Raw genomic sequence first — 19,570 nt, forward strand, 5'->3', positions numbered from 1 at the left:
AGGGCAGCTGACCGAGAGCGCTGATGGGCTGGAACAACCCGCCGGTCCGCTGGAAGGACCTCGAACGAGCCCTCTCCGGCACACCGGCCGACCAGAGACCCGATGGCGGCGACGGTCCCGCGTGGTCGCGCCGCCGCGACCGCTACACCGCCCCGCCGGGGTTCGAGCTGCGCGTCGACGAGCTCGCGGTCACCCGCAAGCGCGTGCCGTACGCGGAGCTGCACTGCCACAGCAACTTCAGCTGGCTCGACGGCGCGAGCCACCCCGAGGAGCTCGTCGAGGAGGCGCAACGGCTCAAGCTCGACGCGATCGCGATCACCGACCACGACGGCATGTACGGCGTGGTGCGGTTCGCCGAGGCAGCCAAGGAACTCGGCATGCACACGGTGTTCGGCGCCGAGCTGAGCATCGGCCTGAGCAGGCCCGCCAACGGCGAACCGGACCCCGGGGGCGACCACCTGCTCCTCTTGGCGCGCAAGCAGGACGGCTACCACGCGTTGTGCCGCACGCTCACGACCGGTCACCTCGACGACGGCGCGGAGAAGGGCAAGCCCGTCTACGACCTCGACCAGATCGTCGCCGACACCAGGGACGAGGTCGTCGTGCTGACGGGGTGCCGCAAGGGAACCGTGCGCAGGGCGTTGGCCAGGGAGGGTCCGGAGGCGGCGTTCGAGGAGATCGTCAAGCTCACCGACATGTTCGGCAAGGGCCGCGTCCACGTCGAGCTGACCGACCACGGCCTGCCCGAGGACAGCAGGCGCAACGACATCCTCAACGCGATGGCGCAGAAGCTGTCACTTCCTGTCGTGGCAACGAATGCGGCGCACTACGCGACTCCGGGCCGTGGCAGGCTCGCGGCCGCGATGGCTGCCGTGCGCGCACGAAGCAGCCTCGACGAGATGGCCGGTTGGCTGCCGCCGTCGCCCGCCGCGTTCCTGCGCAGCGGTGAGGAGATGTGGCACCGGTTCCGCCGTTTTCCCGGCGCGGTGCACAACGCGGCGTTGCTCGGCATGCAGCTGGCGTTCGACCTGCGGCTGGTCGCGCCGAAGCTGCCGCCGTTCGACGTGCCGGACGGGCACACCGAGATCAGCTGGCTGCGTCAGCTCACCTACGAGGGCGCACGGCGCAGGTACCCCGACGGGGACGAGAAGGCGTACCGGCAGATCGAGCACGAGCTGAGGATCATCGAGCAGCTCGGCTTCCCCGGCTATTTCCTCGTCGTGCACGACATCGTGGAGTTCTGCAAGCGCAACGACATCCTCTGCCAGGGCAGGGGCAGCGCCGCGAACTCCGCGGTGTGCTTCGCGCTCGGCATCACCAACGTCGACGCCGTCCGCTTCGACCTGCTCTTCGAACGCTTCCTCGCGCCCGCCCGCGACGGCCCTCCCGACATCGACGTCGACATCGAGTCCGACCGCCGCGAAGAGGTCATCCAGCACGTCTACCTCAGGTACGGCCGCCGGCACGCGGCGCAGGTCGCGAACGTCATCACCTACCGCGCCCGCTCCGCCGTGCGCGACATGGCCCGCGCGCTCGGCCACTCGCCGGGCCGGCAGGACGCGTGGAGCAAGCAGATCGACCGGTGGGGCCCGCTCGGCGCCACGACGGACGACTGCGACATCCCGCGCGACGTGCTGGAGCTGTCCGCGCAGCTGGAGAACTTCCCGCGCCACCTCGGCATCCACTCCGGAGGCATGGTGATCTGCGACCGCGCCGTCAGCGAGGTGTGCCCGGTCGAGAAGGCGCGCAAGGACCAGCGGACGGTCCTGCAGTGGGACAAGGACGACTGCGCGTCCATCGGCCTGGTGAAGTTCGACCTCCTCGGCCTCGGCATGCTCTCCGCGCTGCACTACGCCATCGACCTGGTCCGCGACCACGAGGGTGTCGAGGTGGACATGGGCCGCATCGACCTCAACGACCGGCGCGTCTACGAGATGCTGCAGAAAGCGGACTCGGTCGGCGTCTTCCAGGTGGAGAGCCGGGCGCAGATGGCGACGCTGCCGCGCCTGAAACCGCGGGAGTTCTACGACCTGGTCGTCGAGGTCGCGCTGATCAGGCCCGGCCCGATCCAGGGCGGTTCGGTGCACCCGTACATCCGGCGCCGCAACAGGCAGGAGGAGTGGGACTACGACCATCCCTTGCTGGAGAACGCGCTGAAGAAGACCTACGGCGTGCCGTTGTTCCAGGAACAGCTCATGCAGATCGCGGTCGACGTCGGCGGCTTCACCGCCGCCGAGGCCGACGAGCTGCGCCGGGCGATGGGCGCCAAGCGGTCGACCGCCCGCATGGAGCGCCTGCGCGACCGCTTCTACGAGGGTTGCGCCGCCAGGGGAGTCGACGAGGACCTCGCCGGCCGCATCTACGCGAAGCTCCTGGCGTTCGCCAACTTCGGCTTCCCGGAGTCGCACGCGCTGTCGTTCGCGCACCTCGTCTTCGTGAGCGCGTGGTTCAAGCTCTACCACCCGGCGGCGTTCTGCGCGGCCCTGCTCCGCGCCCAGCCGATGGGCTTCTACTCCCCGCAGTCCCTGGTGATCGACGCCCGCCGCCACGGCGTGACGGTGCACGGCCCGTGCGTCAACCGGTCGCTCCCGTGGGCGGGCCTGGAACCGTTCGAGGGAGCCAACGCCGTCCGCATCGGCCTGTCCGCCGTGCGCGGCATCGGCGACGCGGACGCCGGGAAGATCGTCGCCGCCCGGCCGTTCCGCGACATGGAGGACTTCGGCACCCGCGTGCAGCTCACCGCGACCCAGGTCGAAGCCCTCGCCACCGCGGGCGCCTTCGCGTGCTTCGGCCTGGAACGCCGCGAAGCCCTCTGGGCGGCCGGCGCCGTGGCCGCGATCCGCCCGGACCGCCTGCCCGGCACGACGGTCGGCGTCGACGCCCCCGCACTGCCCGGCATGGACGACGTCGAACTGGCCGTCGCGGACGTCTGGGCCACGGGCCTGTCCCCGGACAGCTTCCCGACCCAGTTCGTCCGCTCCACCTTGGACTCGATGGGCGCGCTCCCGGTGACCGAGCTGTCGTCCGTGCGGCCGGGAACGCGGGTGCTGATCGGGGGAGCCGTGACCCACCGGCAACGCCCGGCGACCGCGGGCGGCGTCACGTTCCTCAACATCGAGGACGAGACGGGCATGGTGAACGTCGTGTGCTCGCCGGGGCTGTGGGCGCGGTACCGGCGGGTGGCGCGCGGCAGCGGCGCGATGCTCGTGCGGGGCGTCGTGGAGTCGGCCGAGGGGGTGGTCAGCGTGCTGGCGGACCGGTTGCAGCACCTGGACCTGCGGATCCCGTCGAAGTCGCGGGACTTCCGCTGACCCGGTGTCACGAGAGCCGGCCGGGCACGCCGCAGGTGCGAGGTAGCTCAGAACAGGCCAGTGCCTGTTGCTGAGTGCCGCTCTCCCCTCCTTGCGAGAGCAGGAAGCCTGCGGCCAGACCGATGATGAACGAGAGAAGCACCACCTGGATCACCTTCGAGACCTTGCACAAAACGACCATGAGCACGCTCCTCGGACTGGAATGGACCACTGCGCTTCGGGCAGAACGGCGCGCGATCCAGGATGGCGTGCTGGAGCGGGCATCACCGCGTCAGGCGACGCAGGGTCTCCGTGTCACCTGACGCACACCGACCAGGGTTGGCGCCGTCCGGTGGACGGCTCGACCGGGTGCCGATCGGGCCGTTGTGCCTGAGGAGGACCGAACATCGATAACCGTTCGGCGACGAACAATGACCGTACGTCGGAGTAGCTGGATATTCGGCCTGAAATGAAGCAAGGTGTCTCGCGTTGCTTCGACGTCGTCCGGGGGGATGAGTGCAAGCTGGTGGTGGATCGACGCCGGGTTCGTTCCGGGCGCGAATAGCGCCGGACGACTGGAAATGGCTCGTCGATCAAGGTGTGACGCGCATCTACGGCGCGGGCGAGGCGTTGTTCCGGCATGGTGAACCCGCCGGTCATGTGTTGCTGCTCGTCGAAGGCTGGGTCAAGATCACAATCGTCTCCTCGTCGGGGTACGAGGCGATTCTCGCGATTCGGGGCAGTGGCGACGTGCTGGGTGAAGTCGCCGTTCTGGACGGTCGAGAACGGTCCGCGAACGTGTGGACGTTCGGGGAGACCAAGGCGGTCCTGCTCACCGCAGACCGGTTCGTCGCGGCTTTGCACGAACGACCCTCCATCGCGGTAGCGCTGATCGTGCACGTCGCTGACCGCCTGCGCAGAGCTGACAACCGGCGGCTGGAGCAGGCCGCGCACAGCGCCACCGAACGACTCGCCGCGTTCTTGCTGAGGCTCGCGGGCCAGCACGGCGCTCCTGCGCCGGATGGTGTGGAAATCGCTGTGCAGCTGTCCCAGCAGGAGATGGCCGGAGCGATCGGCGCGTCGCGTGAGGCTGTCGCGCGAGCGCTGCGAACACTTCGCGACCGCGCAGTGGTGATCACCCGTCGCCGCAAATTGGTGGTCACCTCGCCGGCGACGTTGAGTGCAATGGCGTCGAGTGTGCCATTTGACGCAGAGGAACCGTGCTGAACGACATCGCGTGAGCTCCTGCTATTGGGCAGCCTTGGGTGTGCAGATCGCAAGTTTCCGAACCGCCTGGAATTTCGTGTGCGTGCTGCGCGCATTCGGAAAGGGGAGTCATGCGCGATGGGGGAAATTTCGGTACCCGGTTGTCCGAGCGCGAGTTGACCGCCCTGCTCGACAGAGGCCGGCCGGTCGAGTACCGGTCAGGTGACCACCTCATGCGTCAGGGCGAGGAAGGTGACTGCGTCATCGTCGTCCGCTCGGGAGTCGTCAAGGTCCTGAGCGACGACCGGGCCGGTGGCACCCGGTTGCTCGCGGTGTGCGGCCCCGGCGAGTTGCTCGGCGAGATGGCTTGCCTGGACGAAGGTGTGCGATCGGCGTCGGTGCTCGCCCGAGGACCGGTGTCCGGCGTGAAGATCGCGCGCAGCCGGTTCGTCGAGTACCTCGACGACCACCCCGTAGCGGCACGTGAGGTCACCAGGCAGGTCGCGCGCCGGCTTCGTGCCGCGGAAAACCACGCGAGGGCCATGACGTTGGAGTCCGTGGACGTCCGCGTGTTGCAGGTGTTGGCCGACATGATCGGTTTCTTCGCCGAGAACGCTGCGCGGACAGGCGCCGACGTGCCGTTGCGCCAGTGCGAGCTCGCGCAACTCGCCGCGGCGTCGGTCGTCGCCACGCACCGGTCGTTGCGGCGCTTGTGCGAACGGCGCCTCGTCGTGACGCGGTACGGCCGCGTGCGCGTCTACTGCACCAATTGTCTGAATCGTGCGATCCGCTCGAAAACCATCACAGGATGTGGTGGCTCACCGGAGTGCGTCCCAGGGTGACCACCACACCACAGCAGCTTCTGAGGAGTCCCGTGACCTCGCTTGCCCTCTCCAAGACAGTGATCAGCTCCGACGTGGTCGGCTCGTCCGGTGGCAGACGGCGTCAGTCGCACCTCGACGCTGCCCACGACCTGGTGCTCGACAAGGCCTTCGCCGCGGCGTCCAAGGCAGACCGTGCCATGCGATCGGCGTTTCGCCGGGTGGACGGCGACAGCGCGACGATCGTGATCGACGCCGCGGTCTCCCGCGCCTGGGTCCTCGCCGACTTCGTCCTGCGCGAGGTCGTCCTCGCCTTGGGAGAGGTGAACCAGACCGCGGGCGAGGAGTACCGGCTCCGGCTGCGCATGGCGGTCGACTTCGGCGAGGTCGTCTCCGACCCGCCGCACGTCCAGGGGGACGCCGTGGTGGGGGCGGCCCGGCTCAGGGACGCGGAGGCGCTGCGCGAAGCCATGTCCGGTTCCCCGCAGGCACAGCTTGGCCTGATCGTCTCCGACCGCTTCCACCGCGAGGTGGTCGTGCACGGAGAACGAGGGCTCGACGCCGACGTGTTCCGCGCGGTCGACGTCGACGTCAAGACCTATTCCGAGCGCGGATGGGTGTACCTGTCCGGTGTTGCCCCGAAATCCACTCCTGCTGTGAACCCCTTGCCCCACAACCGGTCGGCACTGTCCTCTTCAGACCGTCGAGTGGTCAACGCCGAGGTGTTCAACGTTTTCGAGGACAGGGTGTACGCACCTCGTGGAGTGTTCGGAGTGGTGCGTGACCGCCGCGGCTGAGAACGAAGGCACACCCGGCGAGCACGAGGCCTCGCCCGAGGACGAACGGCTCGCCGCCGGCGTGAAGATCGATGTGCTGAACATGTTCCACAAGGGTGTCCACGCACCAGGTGGGGTGTTCGGATCGGTGGACTCCGGAGGGCGCGGCAGGCGCTTCGGCCCCGACACAGGCAAGATCGACTCTCAGGACCTGAGGCACGCGCTCGACCACTACGTGGTGCCACCGTGCCAGGCATTCGCGGAGAAGTGGCTGACCGACGACCACGTCGTGATCATCGGCGGCCTGCGCGGCTCGGGCAAGCGGGCAGCCGCGTTGTCGATGCTCCGCGGCCGCACCGCCGGTCCGCTGATCGCACTCTCACCCGTCATCACTCCGGACGAACTCGCCACGCGGACGTACGAACGTGATCACGGCTACCTGGTCGCGGACCAGGTCGACACCGCGAAGGAAGCGGACACGGACTTCAAGTGGGCGGCGGTCCGCGACGCCGTGAGGGAAGCGGGTGCCTACCTCGTGGTCACCCGCACCGCTGACGCACCGGAGGCATCCGGCTCGGTGAAGCACGTGTTCTGGGAGCACCTCGGTGCGGAAGTCGTGCTCCGCGCGCACCTCGGTGAGGACTCCGAGGCCCTCCGCGAGCTGGTGGAGCTCCTGCCGGCGGACTGCCCGATGGGCGACCTGGCCGACGTCGCCGCGCGGGTCAACGCCGGTGAGCCGTTGTGGGAAGCGTTGCGCTACCTGAACGTCGCGTCCGCGCAGAGCGTCCGCGAGTGGTTCGAGCAGCCGCGCACGCGCCGGGAAGGTCTGGAGATCGCCACGCTGGCGTTCCTGACCGAGCTGAGCGAGCGCGAGTTCGAAGCACGCCTGGCGCTCCTCGAAGCACAACTCGACGCGTTCCTCCCGCTACCGGAGCAGGAACCCGTTGAGGGCGGCGGCGAGCCCGTCCTCGAGCAGTCCCGTGCCCGCCGGCTCGGGCCGGGCAGCCTGATGAAGACCGAGACGGTGATCAGGGAGCAGACCGCGGTTCGGGTACTGGTCTTCAAGGATCCGGGTTACAGGGGTTGCGTGCTCGCCGAGCTGAGCAAGAGGTTGCCGACCCCGTTCTGGGACGCGATCAAAGCCTGGATCCACCAGCTCGTCGAGGAAGAGGCCCACTTCGACATCGCTCGCGGGCTCGCGCTGCTGGCCGAGACCGACGCCGTGGAGGTCGAGCAGTCCTACCTCGCACCGTGGTCGCGCGGTGAGCTGGGAGACCAAGGGCGCGACACTGCCGCGATCGTGCTCTGGCTGATGTGCTTCGACGAGGCCACGGCACCGGTGGCGTTGCGCATCGTGCGCGGCTGGGCGATGTTCGGGTCGAGGGAACAGCGCCTCACGGCCGCGCTCGCACTGAGCGGGGAACTGGCGGCGAGGTTTCCGACCGAGGCTGTGCGCAGGCTCTGGAAGCTGCTGGAGCAGGGTTCCGACGCCGACGCCGAGGCCTACGTACAGGCGTTCGCGATGCTCTTCGCGACGCTCGTGCACGAGACCAACAACGGTGCGATCGTTCTGGGCCTGCTCGTCCGCGTGCTCGACGACTTCGAGATCAGGCCACCTCGCCTCCGCAAACGCGAGCTGGTGACGAGAGCGGTCCTCTCGGTGCTCAACGTCCGGGGAGGACCGCACCACCAGCTGGGGATCTGCGAGTTCATCCGCCGACGGCCGGACCGGCTCGACCTGGTGGCCCGCGTGTGGGCCGCCGTGCTGCGCAGCCGGCCACATCGACGTGACGCGGTGCACGCGTTGCTCCGTTGCATCGACCCGCTCCAACCCGAACAGACGAGAAGCCTCGGTGAGGCCTTGGCCGATGCCATGCCCGCCGCGGAGCTCGTTCCACTGCGCGAGTCGCTCGACGTTGTGCGTCAACGGCGCAAGCGGAGCGACCAGGACGCATTGATCGACGTGTTGCTCGAGACGTTGCAGAGCCGAAGGAACACCGAGGGGCCGACACCATGACCCGTCCATATCCCATCGTCACGCACCGGCCACTGGCGCCCTCGCCGAAGCGAGGTCCCCTCGGACTGGGCAGGAAGTTCCGCGACGCCGACGAGCTGCCGAAGCCCGCGGCGCACGAGGTGCTCGTCTTCCGCGTCGACGGGGAGTACGTACCCGACTCCGGCAGGCTCGGCCTGCGAGACGACCAGATCATCAGGGCGTCGCACGTGAGCCTCGTGGACATGAGCCGCGAAGCTCCGGTGATGGTCTCCGTCACCATCCAAAGCGGTGAGGCGAGCGTCTTCACCGTCCACGTCACCTTCACCTGCACGGTGAACGATCCTGTTGTGGTGGTGCGGGACGGCGTCGACGCCGCGACCGTGCTGCACAGCTACCTGATGAGCCACCAGCGGCTGTTCGAACTCGGGTTGACCCGGAAGATGTCCGACATCAGCACGGTTGTCCGGGACGTCTCCGCCCAGGTACGCGCGTACTTCGAGATTCGGCCGATCACCGTGCCGGGAATGACCATCAGGCTGGCCGGCGTGGAGGTGCTGACGCCGCAGGAGCTGGTCGAGTTCCAGGCGACCGTCCGGGACAGGGAGCGCGAACACATGTTGGCGCTCAACCGGCAGGCCCACACCACGCGGCTCGCGTACGAGTCCGAACGCGACGGCCAGAAGCTGGAGGGGGTCCGGCGGCGGCATCTGAACGAAGTCGAGCTCGAACAGCGCGACCACGATCGGACCGTGCAGGTGGACGACCAGCGCCACCGGCACGATCTGGAAACCGTCGACCGCCTGCACGGCTACCGCATCAAGGCTGCTGACGAGCGGCACGAACTGGATCTGGAAGGTCAGCGCAGGCAGTTCGGACGCAACCAGTTCGAACGCGATCTCGAGCTCATCAACGGCGACACCCGCAATGCGTTGCTGTACGCGCTGGCGACCGGATCGCTCGACCAGAAGGAACTGGTGAACGAGCTTCGCGCGGAAGCCGACCGGGAAAGCGCGCTGCAGGACAGCCGGCAGGCTCGCGACCGCGAGTACGAGCTGCTGATGCAAGACCGTGAACGCGAGTTCCAGCGCCTCCAGCTCGAGGAGGACAGGTACAACCGTGACGCGACGCGCGCCGAGCGGTTGCGCCGCGAGACAGCCGACCGCGAGGACGAGCGGCGTCGGTTCGACGCCAACGTCCAGCTCGTGCAGACCCTTGCGGCACGCGGGTTCCTCGACACCCAGAACCTGCCCGTGGAGAAGATCCTCGCCGACGTGCTCGACATGACTCCGCCCGCCTTGGAGCGGGAGGTCGTCGCAGGCGACAGGCCGAAGGAGATCGAGGACGAGCGGAGCGTCGCCGACGAGTTGAGGGAAGAGAATGCCGACTGAGACCTTGCCCGCGGACCTCACGGAGATCCCGGTCAGCCCGTACCGGCCGGCGTTCCCGGACCTCGGCTTCGGGCGCAGGTTGCGCGCCGTCATCGGGATCAAGGAAGACGTGCTCGACTGGGCTCCGGAGGAACGTCCGCGCTACACGAAGATGGGCGTGATCGTGCTGACCACGGGCGCGCTGAGCGGGTTGTCCATCCTCGTCGTCCTGATGCAGTTGCTCGACGGTGACGCGTGGTGGCGAGTGCTCGCGGTGGCACCGGTGGCCGCGTTCTGGGCGATCATGATCATCAACCTGGACAGCTGGCTGATCGCGAGCATGCACGGTGCGAGCGGTGCCAGGTTCGTCGTCTTCATACCCCGCCTCGTGATCTCCGTGCTGCTCGGGCTCACCATCGCCGAACCCCTGGTGGTGTGGGTCTTCAGCCCGGCCATCGAGAAACAGGTGGAAGACAGCCGAGCCGACGAGATCGCGCGGTACGCCAGCACGTGGAAGGCGTGCAACCCGTCGGACGGGGCAGCGGTGGAGACCGCCGAATGCGCGGACTACCGGTTGAACCTGTCGAGTTCCCTCGCCGCCCTGCGGGGTGAGCACGACACCCTCGTGGCGAAGCGTGACGACCTCAAGAAGGAGGTCGACGAATACTTGAAGCGGTGGAACGAGCTCGAGACGATCGCGCAGGCCGAGTGCAAAGGCCTCCCGGGCCCGCTGACGACGGGTGATGTCGGAGAGGGGCCCGAGTGCACGCGCAATCGCAACAGCGCCGACCAGTACCGCAGGGACACGCGCCTTGACGAACGGCAGGCCGACCTCGGTGCGCTCGACACCCAGATCGTGGGGCTCAAGACCAAGCTGCAGACCGCTGAGACGTCCTACGGTTCCGAGGTCAAGGACGCGATCGACAAGAAGGTCGAGGAACGGAAGGCGAACCGGACCAAGACCGGCATCCTCGAGGAGTTCGAGGCGCTCGGCGAGCTCTCGAAGGACAGCGTTCCCGTCAACCTCGGGCATTGGGCGCTGCGGTTGTTGCTGGTCCTGTTCGACTGCCTGCCGGTGCTGGCCAAGTGGATGAACGGCTCCACGACCTACGACCGGCTGATCGCCCGGCAGATCGAGGCGGACAAGCGGTTGCACAGCAGCCACGTCAACCTGTTCGAGCGACGTGACTCCGCGATCATGGACGTGAAGCTGGAGCGGATCCAACGGGAACGGCATGAGCGCTTGGAACGGCTCGACGTCGCCGACCGCCAGGCCAAGGCCCAACGGGAAAGTGAACTCGACGCAGAGATAGAACGCCTGGCGGCGCGGCTGCGAGGCGAACCGATCTGAGCGAAGACGGGGCTGGTGCGGACGTCCGCACCAGCCCCCTCCTCTGTGCGGTTCCCCTGCCAGGACTCGAACCTGGTCCTCCCGCGTAACAGTCGGGCGTGCTGCCACCAGCACCTCAGAGGACACAGCAGAACGGGTGGAGCGGAGGATGCAGGAGTCGAACCCGCGCAGCGCTCGCGCGCTGACCACTGTTGTCGAGACAGCTGCCTTACCGGGCTCGGCCAATCCTCCTCAGGACGCGGAGGGCGCGCGGGTCGAACGCGCGCCGGGCGCAGTGCCCGGACCTCGGATCAGCAATCCAGTGCCTTGCCACTCGGCCAGCCCTCCCTTCGTCTGCGCGGCTCCCCAGGGAGTCGAACCCTGACCACCGGATCTTCACGCCGGTGCTCTGCCTGTTGAGCCAAAGAGCCTTGGGCGTCCCGTGGGACGCTTTTTCCAGTCGGATGCCCGCGAGTCGAACGCGGTATTTCCTCAACCCGAATGAGGCGGGTTTCCGTCTCCCTCGCACCCGGAAGTACCCCTGCCAGGAGTCGAACCTGAATCTCGGCGTTCGTAGCGCCGCACTCTCTCCATTGAGCTACAAGGGCGAATTCACTGCACGGAAAACAAAGAGAGCCGCCCTGGTCGGTTTCCCGACGGGCGGCTCCCCGTGTGACATCGGCTCATGCCACTACAAGGAGCTCACCTGCGAAAACAGGCGTGAGAAGCTAGGTCGCCGCGAGAAGCTCGGGCATGCGACGGCGCTGGTGAAGCGCTCGCCTCGCATCTCCTGGCTGCTCATGGCGTTCCCCTTCGGCTCGGTGTGTGGCACAAGTATTGCGGCGCCCCCGGGCGTCCGTCAATCTTTTTCTTTAAATGCGTTCGTAGGTCATGAACGAAACTCCGCTCTCGAACAGGCGCGCATCGGCGCGCTGGAACTTCGTGATGTCGGCCTTCCCGTCGAACAGCGGGATGCCGCGCCCGAAGGCCACCGGGTGGAACTTGAGCAGCAACGTGTCGATCTCCGGCAGCAGTGCGGCGGCCAGCTTGCCGCCGCCGCACAGCCAGATGTCGAGGCCGTCCTCCTCCTTCAGTGCCCGCACGCGACCGGTGACGTCCGAAGAGATCACCTCGACGTCGGACGGGACGTCGAGGTCCCGGGTCGTCACGACGAACTGGCGCAGGTGCGCGTACGGCGAGGCCAGGCCGCCGGGGACCTGGTAGGTGTTGCGGCCCATCAGCACCGTGTCGAAGTGCTGGTTCGCCGCCTCCTGCAGGCCGACCAGTTCGCGGGCCTGGGTCGGCACCGTCTCCGGGTAGTGGGCGTTGATGCCGGCCATGTGGTCGCCTTCGAAGAGGAACCCGTCGTAGGTCCCGTCCTCGGCCGCGATGAACCCGTCGAGTGTGACGGCCACGTAGTAGACGAGCTTTCGCATGACTGAACCCCCTGGGATCTCGTTCAACCACGACAACTGTAGTACTATGGTTGTAGTGGTTGTCAAGGAGGAAACGTGGTCCGGAACGAGGCACGGCGAACTGCTCTGCTGGACGCGGCGATCGACGTCCTGGCCGAGGAGGGGGCGCGGGGGCTGACCTACCGCGCGATCGACGCGAAGGCGGAGGTGCCGGCGGGCACGGCGTCGAACTACTTCGCGAACCGCGACGAGCTCATGGCGGCGGTGATGATGCGCGTGCACATCAGGCTGATGCCGTCCGACGAGTCCGTGGCGGAGTCGCTCGCCCGGCCACGTGACAAGGCGCTGAGCGTGAAGTTCATGCACGACATCATCAAGCGGGCCGACGCCGACAAAGCGTGCTACCTCGCCATGATGGAGCTGCGGCTGGAGGCCACGAGGAGGCCCGGCCTGCGGGCCTCGCTCACGAGGACGGTCGCCGAGGGCCTCGAGCTCAACGTCGAGTTCAACGAGGAGTCGGAGCTGCCCGGCGACCGGATGACCGTCATGATCATGTACTTCGCGATGACGGGGTTCATCTACGAACGGCTGACGCTGCCCGACGCGGCGGCGGCGGTGGACCTCGACGAGTTCGTCGAGGTCATGGTCACCCGCGCTATCGGCTGAGCGGGCCGCCGGTGATCGTCAGGGCGACGGCGATCACCACGACGCCCAGCGTCGAGTACAGGAACGCGTCCATGCCGCGGCCGCGGATCTTGATCAGACCCGCCTGCTCGTCGGTCACGAGGATCCGCAGCACGGCCGCGACCAGCAGCGACACGCCGAGCAGCACGGCGCCCTGCCGCCAGTGGTACTGGAAGATCCGCACCAGTCCGAGCACGCCGACCCCGAGCACCAGCGCGAACGGCAGGTGCTTCGCGGGGCCCGAGCGCCAGCGCTGTTCCGGCATGAGCGCTTCGGCGTCAGACCGCCGCATGAGCGCGCTCGGCGGCTTCGACGGTGTTGGTCAGCAGCATCGCGACGGTCATCGGGCCGGAGCCGCCGGGGATCGGGGCGAGCCAGCCGGCGACCTCGCGGACCTCGGGGGCCACGTCGCCGACCAGACCGGCCTCGGTGCGGGTGATGCCGACGTCGACCACGGCCGCGCCCGGCTTCACCATGTCCGCGGTGATCAGGCCGGGGCTGCCCGCGCCCGCGATCACGATGTCCGCGCGGCGCACCTCGGCGGCGAGGTCCTTGGTGCCGGTGTGGCACAGCGTCACGGTGGCGTTCTCGCTGCGGCGGGTCAGCAGCAGGCCGATCGGGCGGCCGACGGTGACGCCGCGGCCGACGACGGTGACGTTCGCGCCCGCGAGCGGCACGTCGTAGCGGCGCAGCAGCTCCACGATGCCGCGCGGCGTGGCGGGCAGCGCCGCCTCCTCGCCGAGCACGAGCTTGCCGAGGTTCACCGGGTGCAGGCCGTCGCCGTCCTTGGCCGGGTCGATGCGCTCGAGGATCGCGTTCGCGTTGAGGTGCCCGGGCAGCGGGAGCTGCACGATGTACGCGGTGACCTCGGGGTTCGCGTTCAGCTCGTCGATGACGGCCTCGAGCTCCTCCTGCGTCGTCGACTCGGGCAGGTCGCGCCGGATCGACTTGATGCCGACCTTCTCGCACGCGCGGTGCTTGCCCTTGACGTACGAGTGCGAGCCGGGGTCGTCGCCGACCAGAACGGTGGCCAGACCGACCGAGCCGGGCAGCGCGGCGACCCGCGCCTTGAGGTCCTCGAACAGCGCGTTCCGGGTTTCGTTGCCGTTGAGCAGCGTCGCAGTCACGGCCTCATCCTCCCATTGGGCAGCGCCGCGACGCCCACCGACACCAGCGTCAGCACCACGCCGATGACCGTCGGCAGCGCGAGGTGCCCGCTCACCGCGTCCAGCAGCACGGCCCCGATGAGCTGTCCGCACACGCCGCACAGCCCGACCATCAGCACGCCGATGAACCGCACGGACGTGATCGCGCCGCCCACGCCGACGATGCCCAGCAGCCCGCCGAGGTAGAGCCACCACTGCGAGGTGGACGAGCCGGGCACGCCGTTCCAGGCGACGGCGTTCACCAGCGCCAACGCCGCCGTGCCCACGGTGAAGTTGACCAGGATCGTGGCCGCCGAGTTCGCCGCCGCCTCGCGGACCAGCCCGTTCACCGCCTGCTGCCAGCCCATCAGCAGCCCCGCGACCAGCGGCAGGACCGCGAGCCACAACCCGCCGGGCGACGTGAACCGGTGCGACACCGCCACCGTGACGGCGACAACGCCGACGGCGGCTCCGACGACACGTGTCCTCGTGACCGGCTTCGACTCGCCGGGACCGACGCCGAGGTTGTCCACGACCATGCTGCTCACGACCTGCCCGATGACGACCGCGACCGTGAACACCGCCACACCGATGGCCGCGACCGCGAGCCCCTGGGAGCCCACGAGCACGGCGCCGCTGACGCCACCGACGCACTCCCACCACCGGATGCGCCGGTGCCGCAGCGCGTCGCGCAGCCGCAGCAGGCCGTCCCGCCCGGACTGTCGCGAGAGGACCACCGCGAGCAGCACGAACCACCCTCCGGCGAAGGAGATCAACGCCGCCAGCAGCCCGTTGCCGAGCGACTGGGCGAGCGAGCCGTTGACCCGTGCCTGGACCGCGATGGCCACGCCACCGGCCGTCGCCAGCAGACCACCGGTCACCTGCGCGGACCGCGCCACTAGCCCTCCATGCCCCGCGGGAGTGTTCTTGATCAGCTTTAACCTTGCGCGTCGACCGCGTTATGGTCTTGCCTCCGCCGTTCGGCGCAGCGGCGGGGGACGTGTGCGATCCGGCGATGTGCAGGGGAAGATGTTGGCGTGTCCGAGCCGAAGCCGTTGAACCCTACAGAGCAGGATGCTCTGGTCAAGCAGATCGGCCTGACTCTCATGCGGGCCGCGCCGGAGGACTGGCGCAGCGTGATAGCGCAGTACCGCGCCACCGGCCGGTACTTCGAGCTGGAGGCCGAGCTCAAACTCCAGGACGGCAGCAAGCGCGCGTGGCAGGTGCCTCAAGAGGCAGCCTCGCTGTTCGCGCGGCTGCGCGCCGGCATGCACCGCGAGGGCCGGGGCAGCTGGACCAACGCCCGCTACCAGCTCGACCACCCGTCGAGCTACAACCTCGACTTCGACCGCGCGGAGCCGAGCTGGCAGACGCCACCTCCGCAGCAGGCGTACGTCGACGAGATGCGGTTCTTCCCGCGCGCCGAGGAGAACGTCCCCGACTGGCTGCGCCGCAGGCTGAACCCGCCGACGCCGGTGTTCCGCACGGCCCGCGTGTTCGACGGCGCCGGACCGAACGGCCGTCCGTCGGTCAACCGGCCGCCGGTGGCCGAGCCCGAGGTCGCGCCGCTGCTCGCCTACCTGTCGAGCGCGCCGGTCGCCGTGGCCGGGCGCGGCTTCGACAGCGACGTGCTGCACCCGGACTCGCCGCCGGTCGTGCCGTCCGGCTTCCAGACCGATGGCGTGTGGATCTGGCCCGCCGGCGTCGCGTTCTACCTGCGCCGCTACGGCGTGCCGCCCGAGCCCGAACTGGTCGACCGCGCGCGGGCCGCGGGCTTCGCCCTGCCCGAGGTCTCCGAGGAGTCGAGACTCGCCGCCGCGGCGAACCTCGGCGCTCCCGCCGCCCCTCCCGGCACCGTCGTGCCGTCGCCGCCCGAGCCGGAACCGGAGCCCGCCCCCTCGGCGGACGAGACGCAGTTCGTCAAGGCTCCGGAGTTCGCCGCCGGGGACGAGCCGGAGGAGTTCGACTTCGAGCCGATGTACCCCGAACCGCCGTCCGCCGCGGTCACTCCCGAGCAGCCGGAGCCCGAGCCGGCGCGCGACGACCTCAGCACCCCGATCCCGGTCGCGGTGCCGCCGATGACCGGGGACGGACCACCCTATCGGGTGGTCTTCGACTCCGACGGCATCCCCGGCACGGTCGACGACCGGACCCTGCGCGACACGTACGGCGCGGGCATGGACCTCTTCGCCCCGCACGCGCGTGAGGCGGAGGAGGCCGAGGCTCCGGAGATCGTCGTGGAGGAGCCGGACGAAATCGCGCCCGAGGACGAACACGAAGACGTGGACGTCCCCGAGGAACGCGAGATCCCCACGGCCGGGCCGGACGAGCCCGAGCTGCTCACGCACCACCGCGACCAGGACGAGCCGGAGCTCCTGACGCACCACCGCGAGCCGGAGCTCCTCACGCACCAGCGCGACGAGGAGCTCACGGACCACCTCGAAGCGCAGACCGAGGAAGGCCCGCGCGACGCCATGCAGGACACGATGGCGTGGAGCCCGGTCCTCGACGAACCGCTGGAGAGCCCCGCCGAGGTGACCGAGGAGCACCCGGTCGTCCCGGTCGAACCGGTCTCCGAGGAGGAGCCGGACCTCGCCGAGAACGAGGTGGAGTCGACGACGGCGTTCGAGCCGGGGACGTTCGAGCCGGGAACGTTCGAGCCGGGGACGTTCGAGCAGGAGCCCTTCGAGCCCCAGCTCGACGCCCACTTCGACGACGAGCCGGCCGACGACCCGGAACCCGAACCCGCGCCGCTCCCGGTCCCCGTGCCCGCGCCCACCCGCGCCGAGGAGACGACCCAGTTCGACGCGGCGCTGTTCAGCGAGCCCGAACCGGAACCCGAGCCCGAACCGGAACCGGAGCCGGAGCCGGTGAAGCCGCCGAGGCAGGTCACGCCGGAGGAGGACCGCGAGCTGGCGGGCACCCGCCGGGCGCTGGACGACCTCAACGTGCCGCACGGCGTGTTCCGCATCGGCGAGCCGGCCGACCGCACCTGGACGCTGCGCCTGGACGGCGACAGCTGGGAGGTGTGCTGGTTCGACCACGGCCCGAAGAACCCCGTGCGGTTCGACAAGGTCGAGGACGCCTCGGCGTACCTGGTCGGCAGGCTCGTGCTGGGCAACTTCCGCACGGTTCCGCGGGCACCCCAGCCGCCGCGCCCGATGACGAACGGCTTCCGCGAGGAGCCGCGCCGTCCCGTTCCGCCGCAGCGCCCGCCGTTGCCCCCGCAGCCCCAGGCGGCGCCGACGCAGGTGCAGGTGCAGCACGCTCCGCCACAGGTGCAGCAGGCCCCGACGCAGGTGCAACCGGTCCCGCCGCTTCCCGTTCCGCCCCTGCAGCCGGTCCCGCCACCTCAGGCGCCCCAGCAGCCCCCGGCCCCCTCGCCGGTCGCCGCGATGGCGCAGGAGGAACCGTCGAAGCGGAAGTTCCCGATCTCACCGCTCGCGGGCGAGCCGCCGCTGACGTTGTTCCGCCACAAGCAGATGTTCGAGCTGCCGGCGGGCACCGAGGTGGACCGCTACGGCGACCAGAGCGGCAACCTGGTCTACGTGGCGGGCACGCCGTTCCCGGAACGCAGCCTCGTGCCGTCGTGGATCAACCGCCCGTACCGCGTGTACCGGTTGCGCCGCCCGCTCGAGGTGCTGACGGGTGTCGCGGTGCCGTGGTTCGAGCAGCCCGGTGGCGGCACGGCCTACCTGCTGCCGAAGGCGATCGAGGAGATGGTCGCGGACGGCGTGCTGGCGGAGATCTCGGGACCGCCGGAGAACTGAGGTCCCGCTGAACAGTGCTGTGGCCGGTGATCCCCGTGATCACCGGCCACACGCGTACAGGGAGTTCCTACCGCTCCCGGCGAGTCACGACACCACCAGCCCGTAGGCGGCCGCGAAGGCGATCGCCTGGTCGACGTCGATCAGGGCTCCGGCGAGCTTGGCCTGCCGCAGCCCGTTGGCGTCCACCAGCGCCCCGCGCAGGTCGGCGCCCTCGAGCTTCGCGTCGAGCAGCCGGGCGCCCACCAGGTCCGCCCCACCCAGGTCGGTGTTGCGCAGGTCCGCCTCGCTGAGGTTCGTCTCGCGGAACCGCTGGCCGCCCAGCTTCATGCCGTGCAGCGGTGCCTTCACGAACGACGCCAGCGTGAAGTCGACCTCGGTGAAGGTGATGGGGCGCAGCACGCAGTCGACGAAGTTCGAACCCATGAGGCTGCACGAGCTGAACGTCGAGCGGGTGAGCACCGTGCGGTCGAAGGTGCACTGCCGGAACGCCGTCGCCTGGTGCTTCGACTCGCCGAGATCCGTCCGGGTGAAGTCGCACCGGGTGAACGTGCACCCCGTCGTGACGAGTTCGCGGAGATCGGCCTCGGTGAAGTCGCAGTCGGTGAAAGAGCGCTTCTCCCAGTGCTGTCCGTGCAGGTTGGCGTCGGAGTAGTCCTCCGCGACCTCTTCGAGCAGGTTGTCCACTCTCACACTTTGGCAGAGTCCACGTGTTGGTAACGTGCGGGACGCCGGGCGACCTGCCCGACGTCAACGAGGACCGTCATTCGGGAAGGCTCATGACCCGCACGCCCGTGAACGTCACTGTCACCGGTGCAGCCGGCCAGATCGGCTACGCACTGCTCTTCCGCATCGCCTCCGGTCACCTGCTCGGCCCGGACACCCCGGTCAACCTGCGGCTGCTGGAGATCACCCCGGCGCTGAAGGCCGCCGAGGGCACCGCGATGGAGCTCGACGACTGCGCCTTCCCGCTGCTCAAGGGCATCACGATCACCGACGACGCGAAGACCGCGTTCGACGGCGTGAACGTGGCCCTGCTCGTCGGCGCCCGCCCCCGCACCAAGGGCATGGAGCGCGGCGACCTGCTCGAGGCCAACGGCGGCATCTTCAAGCCGCAGGGCGAGGCGATCAACGCCGGTGCCGCGGACGACGTGAAGGTGCTCGTGGTCGGCAACCCGGCCAACACCAACGCCCTCATCGCCCAGCAGCACGCGCCGGACGTCCCGCGCGAGCGCTTCACCGCGATGACCCGCCTGGACCACAACCGCGCCCTGTCGCAGCTCGCCAAGAAGCTGGGCGTCGCGGTCACGGACATCCAGAACATGACGATCTGGGGCAACCACTCGGCCACCCAGTACCCGGACCTGTTCCACGCCGAGGTGGGCGGCAAGACCGCCGCCGAGGCCGTGAACGACCAGGCCTGGCTCGAGAACGACTTCATCCCGACCGTCGCCAAGCGCGGTGCGGCGATCATCGAGGCCCGTGGCGCCTCGTCGGCCGCTTCGGCCGCGAACGCCGCCATCGACCACGTCTACGACTGGGTCAACGGCACCGAGTGGACCTCGATGGCCATCCCGTCGGACGGTTCGTACGGCGTGCCCGAGGGCATCATCTCGTCGTTCCCCGTGCGCACCTCGGGTGGTTCCTACGAGATCATCCAGGGCCTGGAGATCGACGAGTTCTCCCGCGCCCGCATCGACGCCTCGGTCGCCGAGCTGGTCGAGGAGCGCGACGCGGTGAAGGCTCTCGGCCTGATCTGAGTTCCACGTGGCA

The 19,570-nt window shown here is 69.1% G+C and carries 16 protein-coding genes and 5 tRNA genes; 10 read left to right on the plus strand and 11 right to left on the minus strand.

Annotated features, from left to right (window positions below; translation table 11 throughout):
* The first annotated feature begins 23 nt into the window (after positions 1–23).
* Positions 24–3,311: an error-prone DNA polymerase gene (locus BLQ91_RS01790; RefSeq protein WP_090094790.1), complete on the plus strand. Its 3,288-nt coding sequence runs from the start codon at positions 24–26 to the stop codon at positions 3,309–3,311.
* A gap of 7 nt (positions 3,312–3,318) precedes the next feature.
* Here BLQ91_RS01790 and BLQ91_RS40980 read toward each other — a convergent pair whose 3' ends face one another.
* The gene (locus tag BLQ91_RS40980; protein ID WP_176959526.1) at positions 3,319–3,492 is read right to left on the minus strand and encodes a hypothetical protein; all 174 of its coding nucleotides are present in this window, start codon (positions 3,490–3,492) and stop codon (positions 3,319–3,321) included.
* A gap of 398 nt (positions 3,493–3,890) precedes the next feature.
* Between BLQ91_RS40980 and BLQ91_RS01800 the strand changes: the two genes are divergently transcribed.
* From BLQ91_RS01800 to BLQ91_RS01825, 6 genes are all read left to right on the plus strand, one after another.
* On the plus strand, positions 3,891–4,517 hold the full coding sequence (locus BLQ91_RS01800; RefSeq protein WP_176959527.1) for a Crp/Fnr family transcriptional regulator: 627 nt from the start codon (positions 3,891–3,893) through the stop codon (positions 4,515–4,517).
* Between the two features lie 140 nt (positions 4,518–4,657).
* The gene (locus tag BLQ91_RS01805; RefSeq protein ID WP_176959528.1) at positions 4,658–5,338 is read left to right on the plus strand and encodes a Crp/Fnr family transcriptional regulator; all 681 of its coding nucleotides are present in this window, start codon (positions 4,658–4,660) and stop codon (positions 5,336–5,338) included.
* Between the two features lie 32 nt (positions 5,339–5,370).
* A complete protein-coding gene (locus BLQ91_RS01810; RefSeq protein ID WP_143022481.1) occupies positions 5,371–6,114 on the plus strand; it encodes a hypothetical protein in 744 nt (247 codons plus the stop codon).
* Positions 6,098–8,110 carry a hypothetical protein gene (locus tag BLQ91_RS01815; RefSeq protein WP_090094795.1) on the plus strand — a complete coding sequence of 671 codons (2,013 nt, stop codon included), beginning with the start codon at positions 6,098–6,100 and terminating at the stop codon, positions 8,108–8,110. Before BLQ91_RS01810 ends, BLQ91_RS01815 begins: the two co-directional genes overlap by 17 nt.
* Positions 8,107–9,477, plus strand: coding sequence for a hypothetical protein (locus BLQ91_RS01820; protein WP_090094796.1), 1,371 nt, complete (start codon positions 8,107–8,109; stop codon positions 9,475–9,477). Before BLQ91_RS01815 ends, BLQ91_RS01820 begins: the two co-directional genes overlap by 4 nt.
* Positions 9,467–10,807, plus strand: coding sequence for a DUF4407 domain-containing protein (locus BLQ91_RS01825; RefSeq protein ID WP_090094797.1), 1,341 nt, complete (start codon positions 9,467–9,469; stop codon positions 10,805–10,807). Before BLQ91_RS01820 ends, BLQ91_RS01825 begins: the two co-directional genes overlap by 11 nt.
* Positions 10,808–10,858: 51 nt before the next feature.
* Here BLQ91_RS01825 and BLQ91_RS01830 read toward each other — a convergent pair.
* The 6 genes from BLQ91_RS01830 to BLQ91_RS01855 form a co-directional block, all read right to left on the minus strand.
* A tRNA-Asn gene (locus tag BLQ91_RS01830) sits at positions 10,859–10,930 on the minus strand.
* A gap of 19 nt (positions 10,931–10,949) precedes the next feature.
* Positions 10,950–11,038 (minus strand) — tRNA-Ser (locus tag BLQ91_RS01835).
* An 8-nt stretch (positions 11,039–11,046) separates the two neighbouring features.
* Positions 11,047–11,134 (minus strand) — tRNA-Ser (locus BLQ91_RS01840).
* A gap of 11 nt (positions 11,135–11,145) precedes the next feature.
* Positions 11,146–11,217 (minus strand) — tRNA-Phe (locus BLQ91_RS01845).
* A gap of 105 nt (positions 11,218–11,322) precedes the next feature.
* Positions 11,323–11,394, minus strand: a tRNA-Arg gene (locus BLQ91_RS01850).
* Positions 11,395–11,658: 264 nt separating this feature from the next.
* Complete coding sequence (locus tag BLQ91_RS01855; protein WP_090094798.1) at positions 11,659–12,222, minus strand: dihydrofolate reductase family protein; 564 nt, start codon at positions 12,220–12,222, stop codon at positions 11,659–11,661.
* Positions 12,223–12,297: 75 nt separating this feature from the next.
* Between BLQ91_RS01855 and BLQ91_RS01860 the strand changes: the two genes are divergently transcribed.
* Positions 12,298–12,867, plus strand: coding sequence for a TetR/AcrR family transcriptional regulator (locus BLQ91_RS01860; RefSeq protein WP_090094799.1), 570 nt, complete (start codon positions 12,298–12,300; stop codon positions 12,865–12,867).
* On the opposite strand, the gene BLQ91_RS01865 is transcribed toward BLQ91_RS01860, so the two are convergent.
* From BLQ91_RS01865 to BLQ91_RS01875, 3 genes are read right to left on the minus strand one after another with little or no spacing between them, the layout of a single operon-like run.
* Positions 12,857–13,150: a DUF3017 domain-containing protein gene (locus BLQ91_RS01865; protein WP_090095915.1), complete on the minus strand. Its 294-nt coding sequence runs from the start codon at positions 13,148–13,150 to the stop codon at positions 12,857–12,859. The genes BLQ91_RS01860 and BLQ91_RS01865 overlap by 11 nt on opposite strands.
* A 13-nt stretch (positions 13,151–13,163) precedes the next feature.
* Complete coding sequence (locus BLQ91_RS01870; RefSeq protein WP_090094800.1) at positions 13,164–14,012, minus strand: bifunctional methylenetetrahydrofolate dehydrogenase/methenyltetrahydrofolate cyclohydrolase; 849 nt, start codon at positions 14,010–14,012, stop codon at positions 13,164–13,166.
* A complete protein-coding gene (locus BLQ91_RS01875) occupies positions 14,009–14,929 on the minus strand; it encodes a DMT family transporter (RefSeq protein WP_090094801.1) in 921 nt (306 codons plus the stop codon). The genes BLQ91_RS01870 and BLQ91_RS01875 overlap by 4 nt, the downstream gene beginning before the upstream one ends.
* Before the next feature lie 156 nt (positions 14,930–15,085).
* Between BLQ91_RS01875 and BLQ91_RS01880 the strand changes: the two genes are divergently transcribed.
* The gene (locus BLQ91_RS01880) at positions 15,086–17,800 is read left to right on the plus strand and encodes a TNT domain-containing protein (RefSeq protein ID WP_143022482.1); all 2,715 of its coding nucleotides are present in this window, start codon (positions 15,086–15,088) and stop codon (positions 17,798–17,800) included.
* An 84-nt stretch (positions 17,801–17,884) separates the two neighbouring features.
* Here the strand turns inward: BLQ91_RS01880 and BLQ91_RS01885 are convergent, their stop codons facing one another.
* Positions 17,885–18,484, minus strand: coding sequence for a pentapeptide repeat-containing protein (locus BLQ91_RS01885; protein WP_245732974.1), 600 nt, complete (start codon positions 18,482–18,484; stop codon positions 17,885–17,887).
* Positions 18,485–18,576: 92 nt separating this feature from the next.
* On the opposite strand from BLQ91_RS01885, the gene BLQ91_RS01890 reads away from it, so the two are divergent.
* A complete protein-coding gene (locus tag BLQ91_RS01890) occupies positions 18,577–19,557 on the plus strand; it encodes a malate dehydrogenase (protein ID WP_090094803.1) in 981 nt (326 codons plus the stop codon).
* Positions 19,558–19,570: the final 13 nt, after the last annotated feature.

It is taken from the genome of Lentzea jiangxiensis, assembly GCF_900104175.1.
In the GTDB taxonomy this organism is placed as follows: Bacteria; Actinomycetota; Actinomycetes; order Mycobacteriales; family Pseudonocardiaceae; genus Lentzea; species Lentzea jiangxiensis.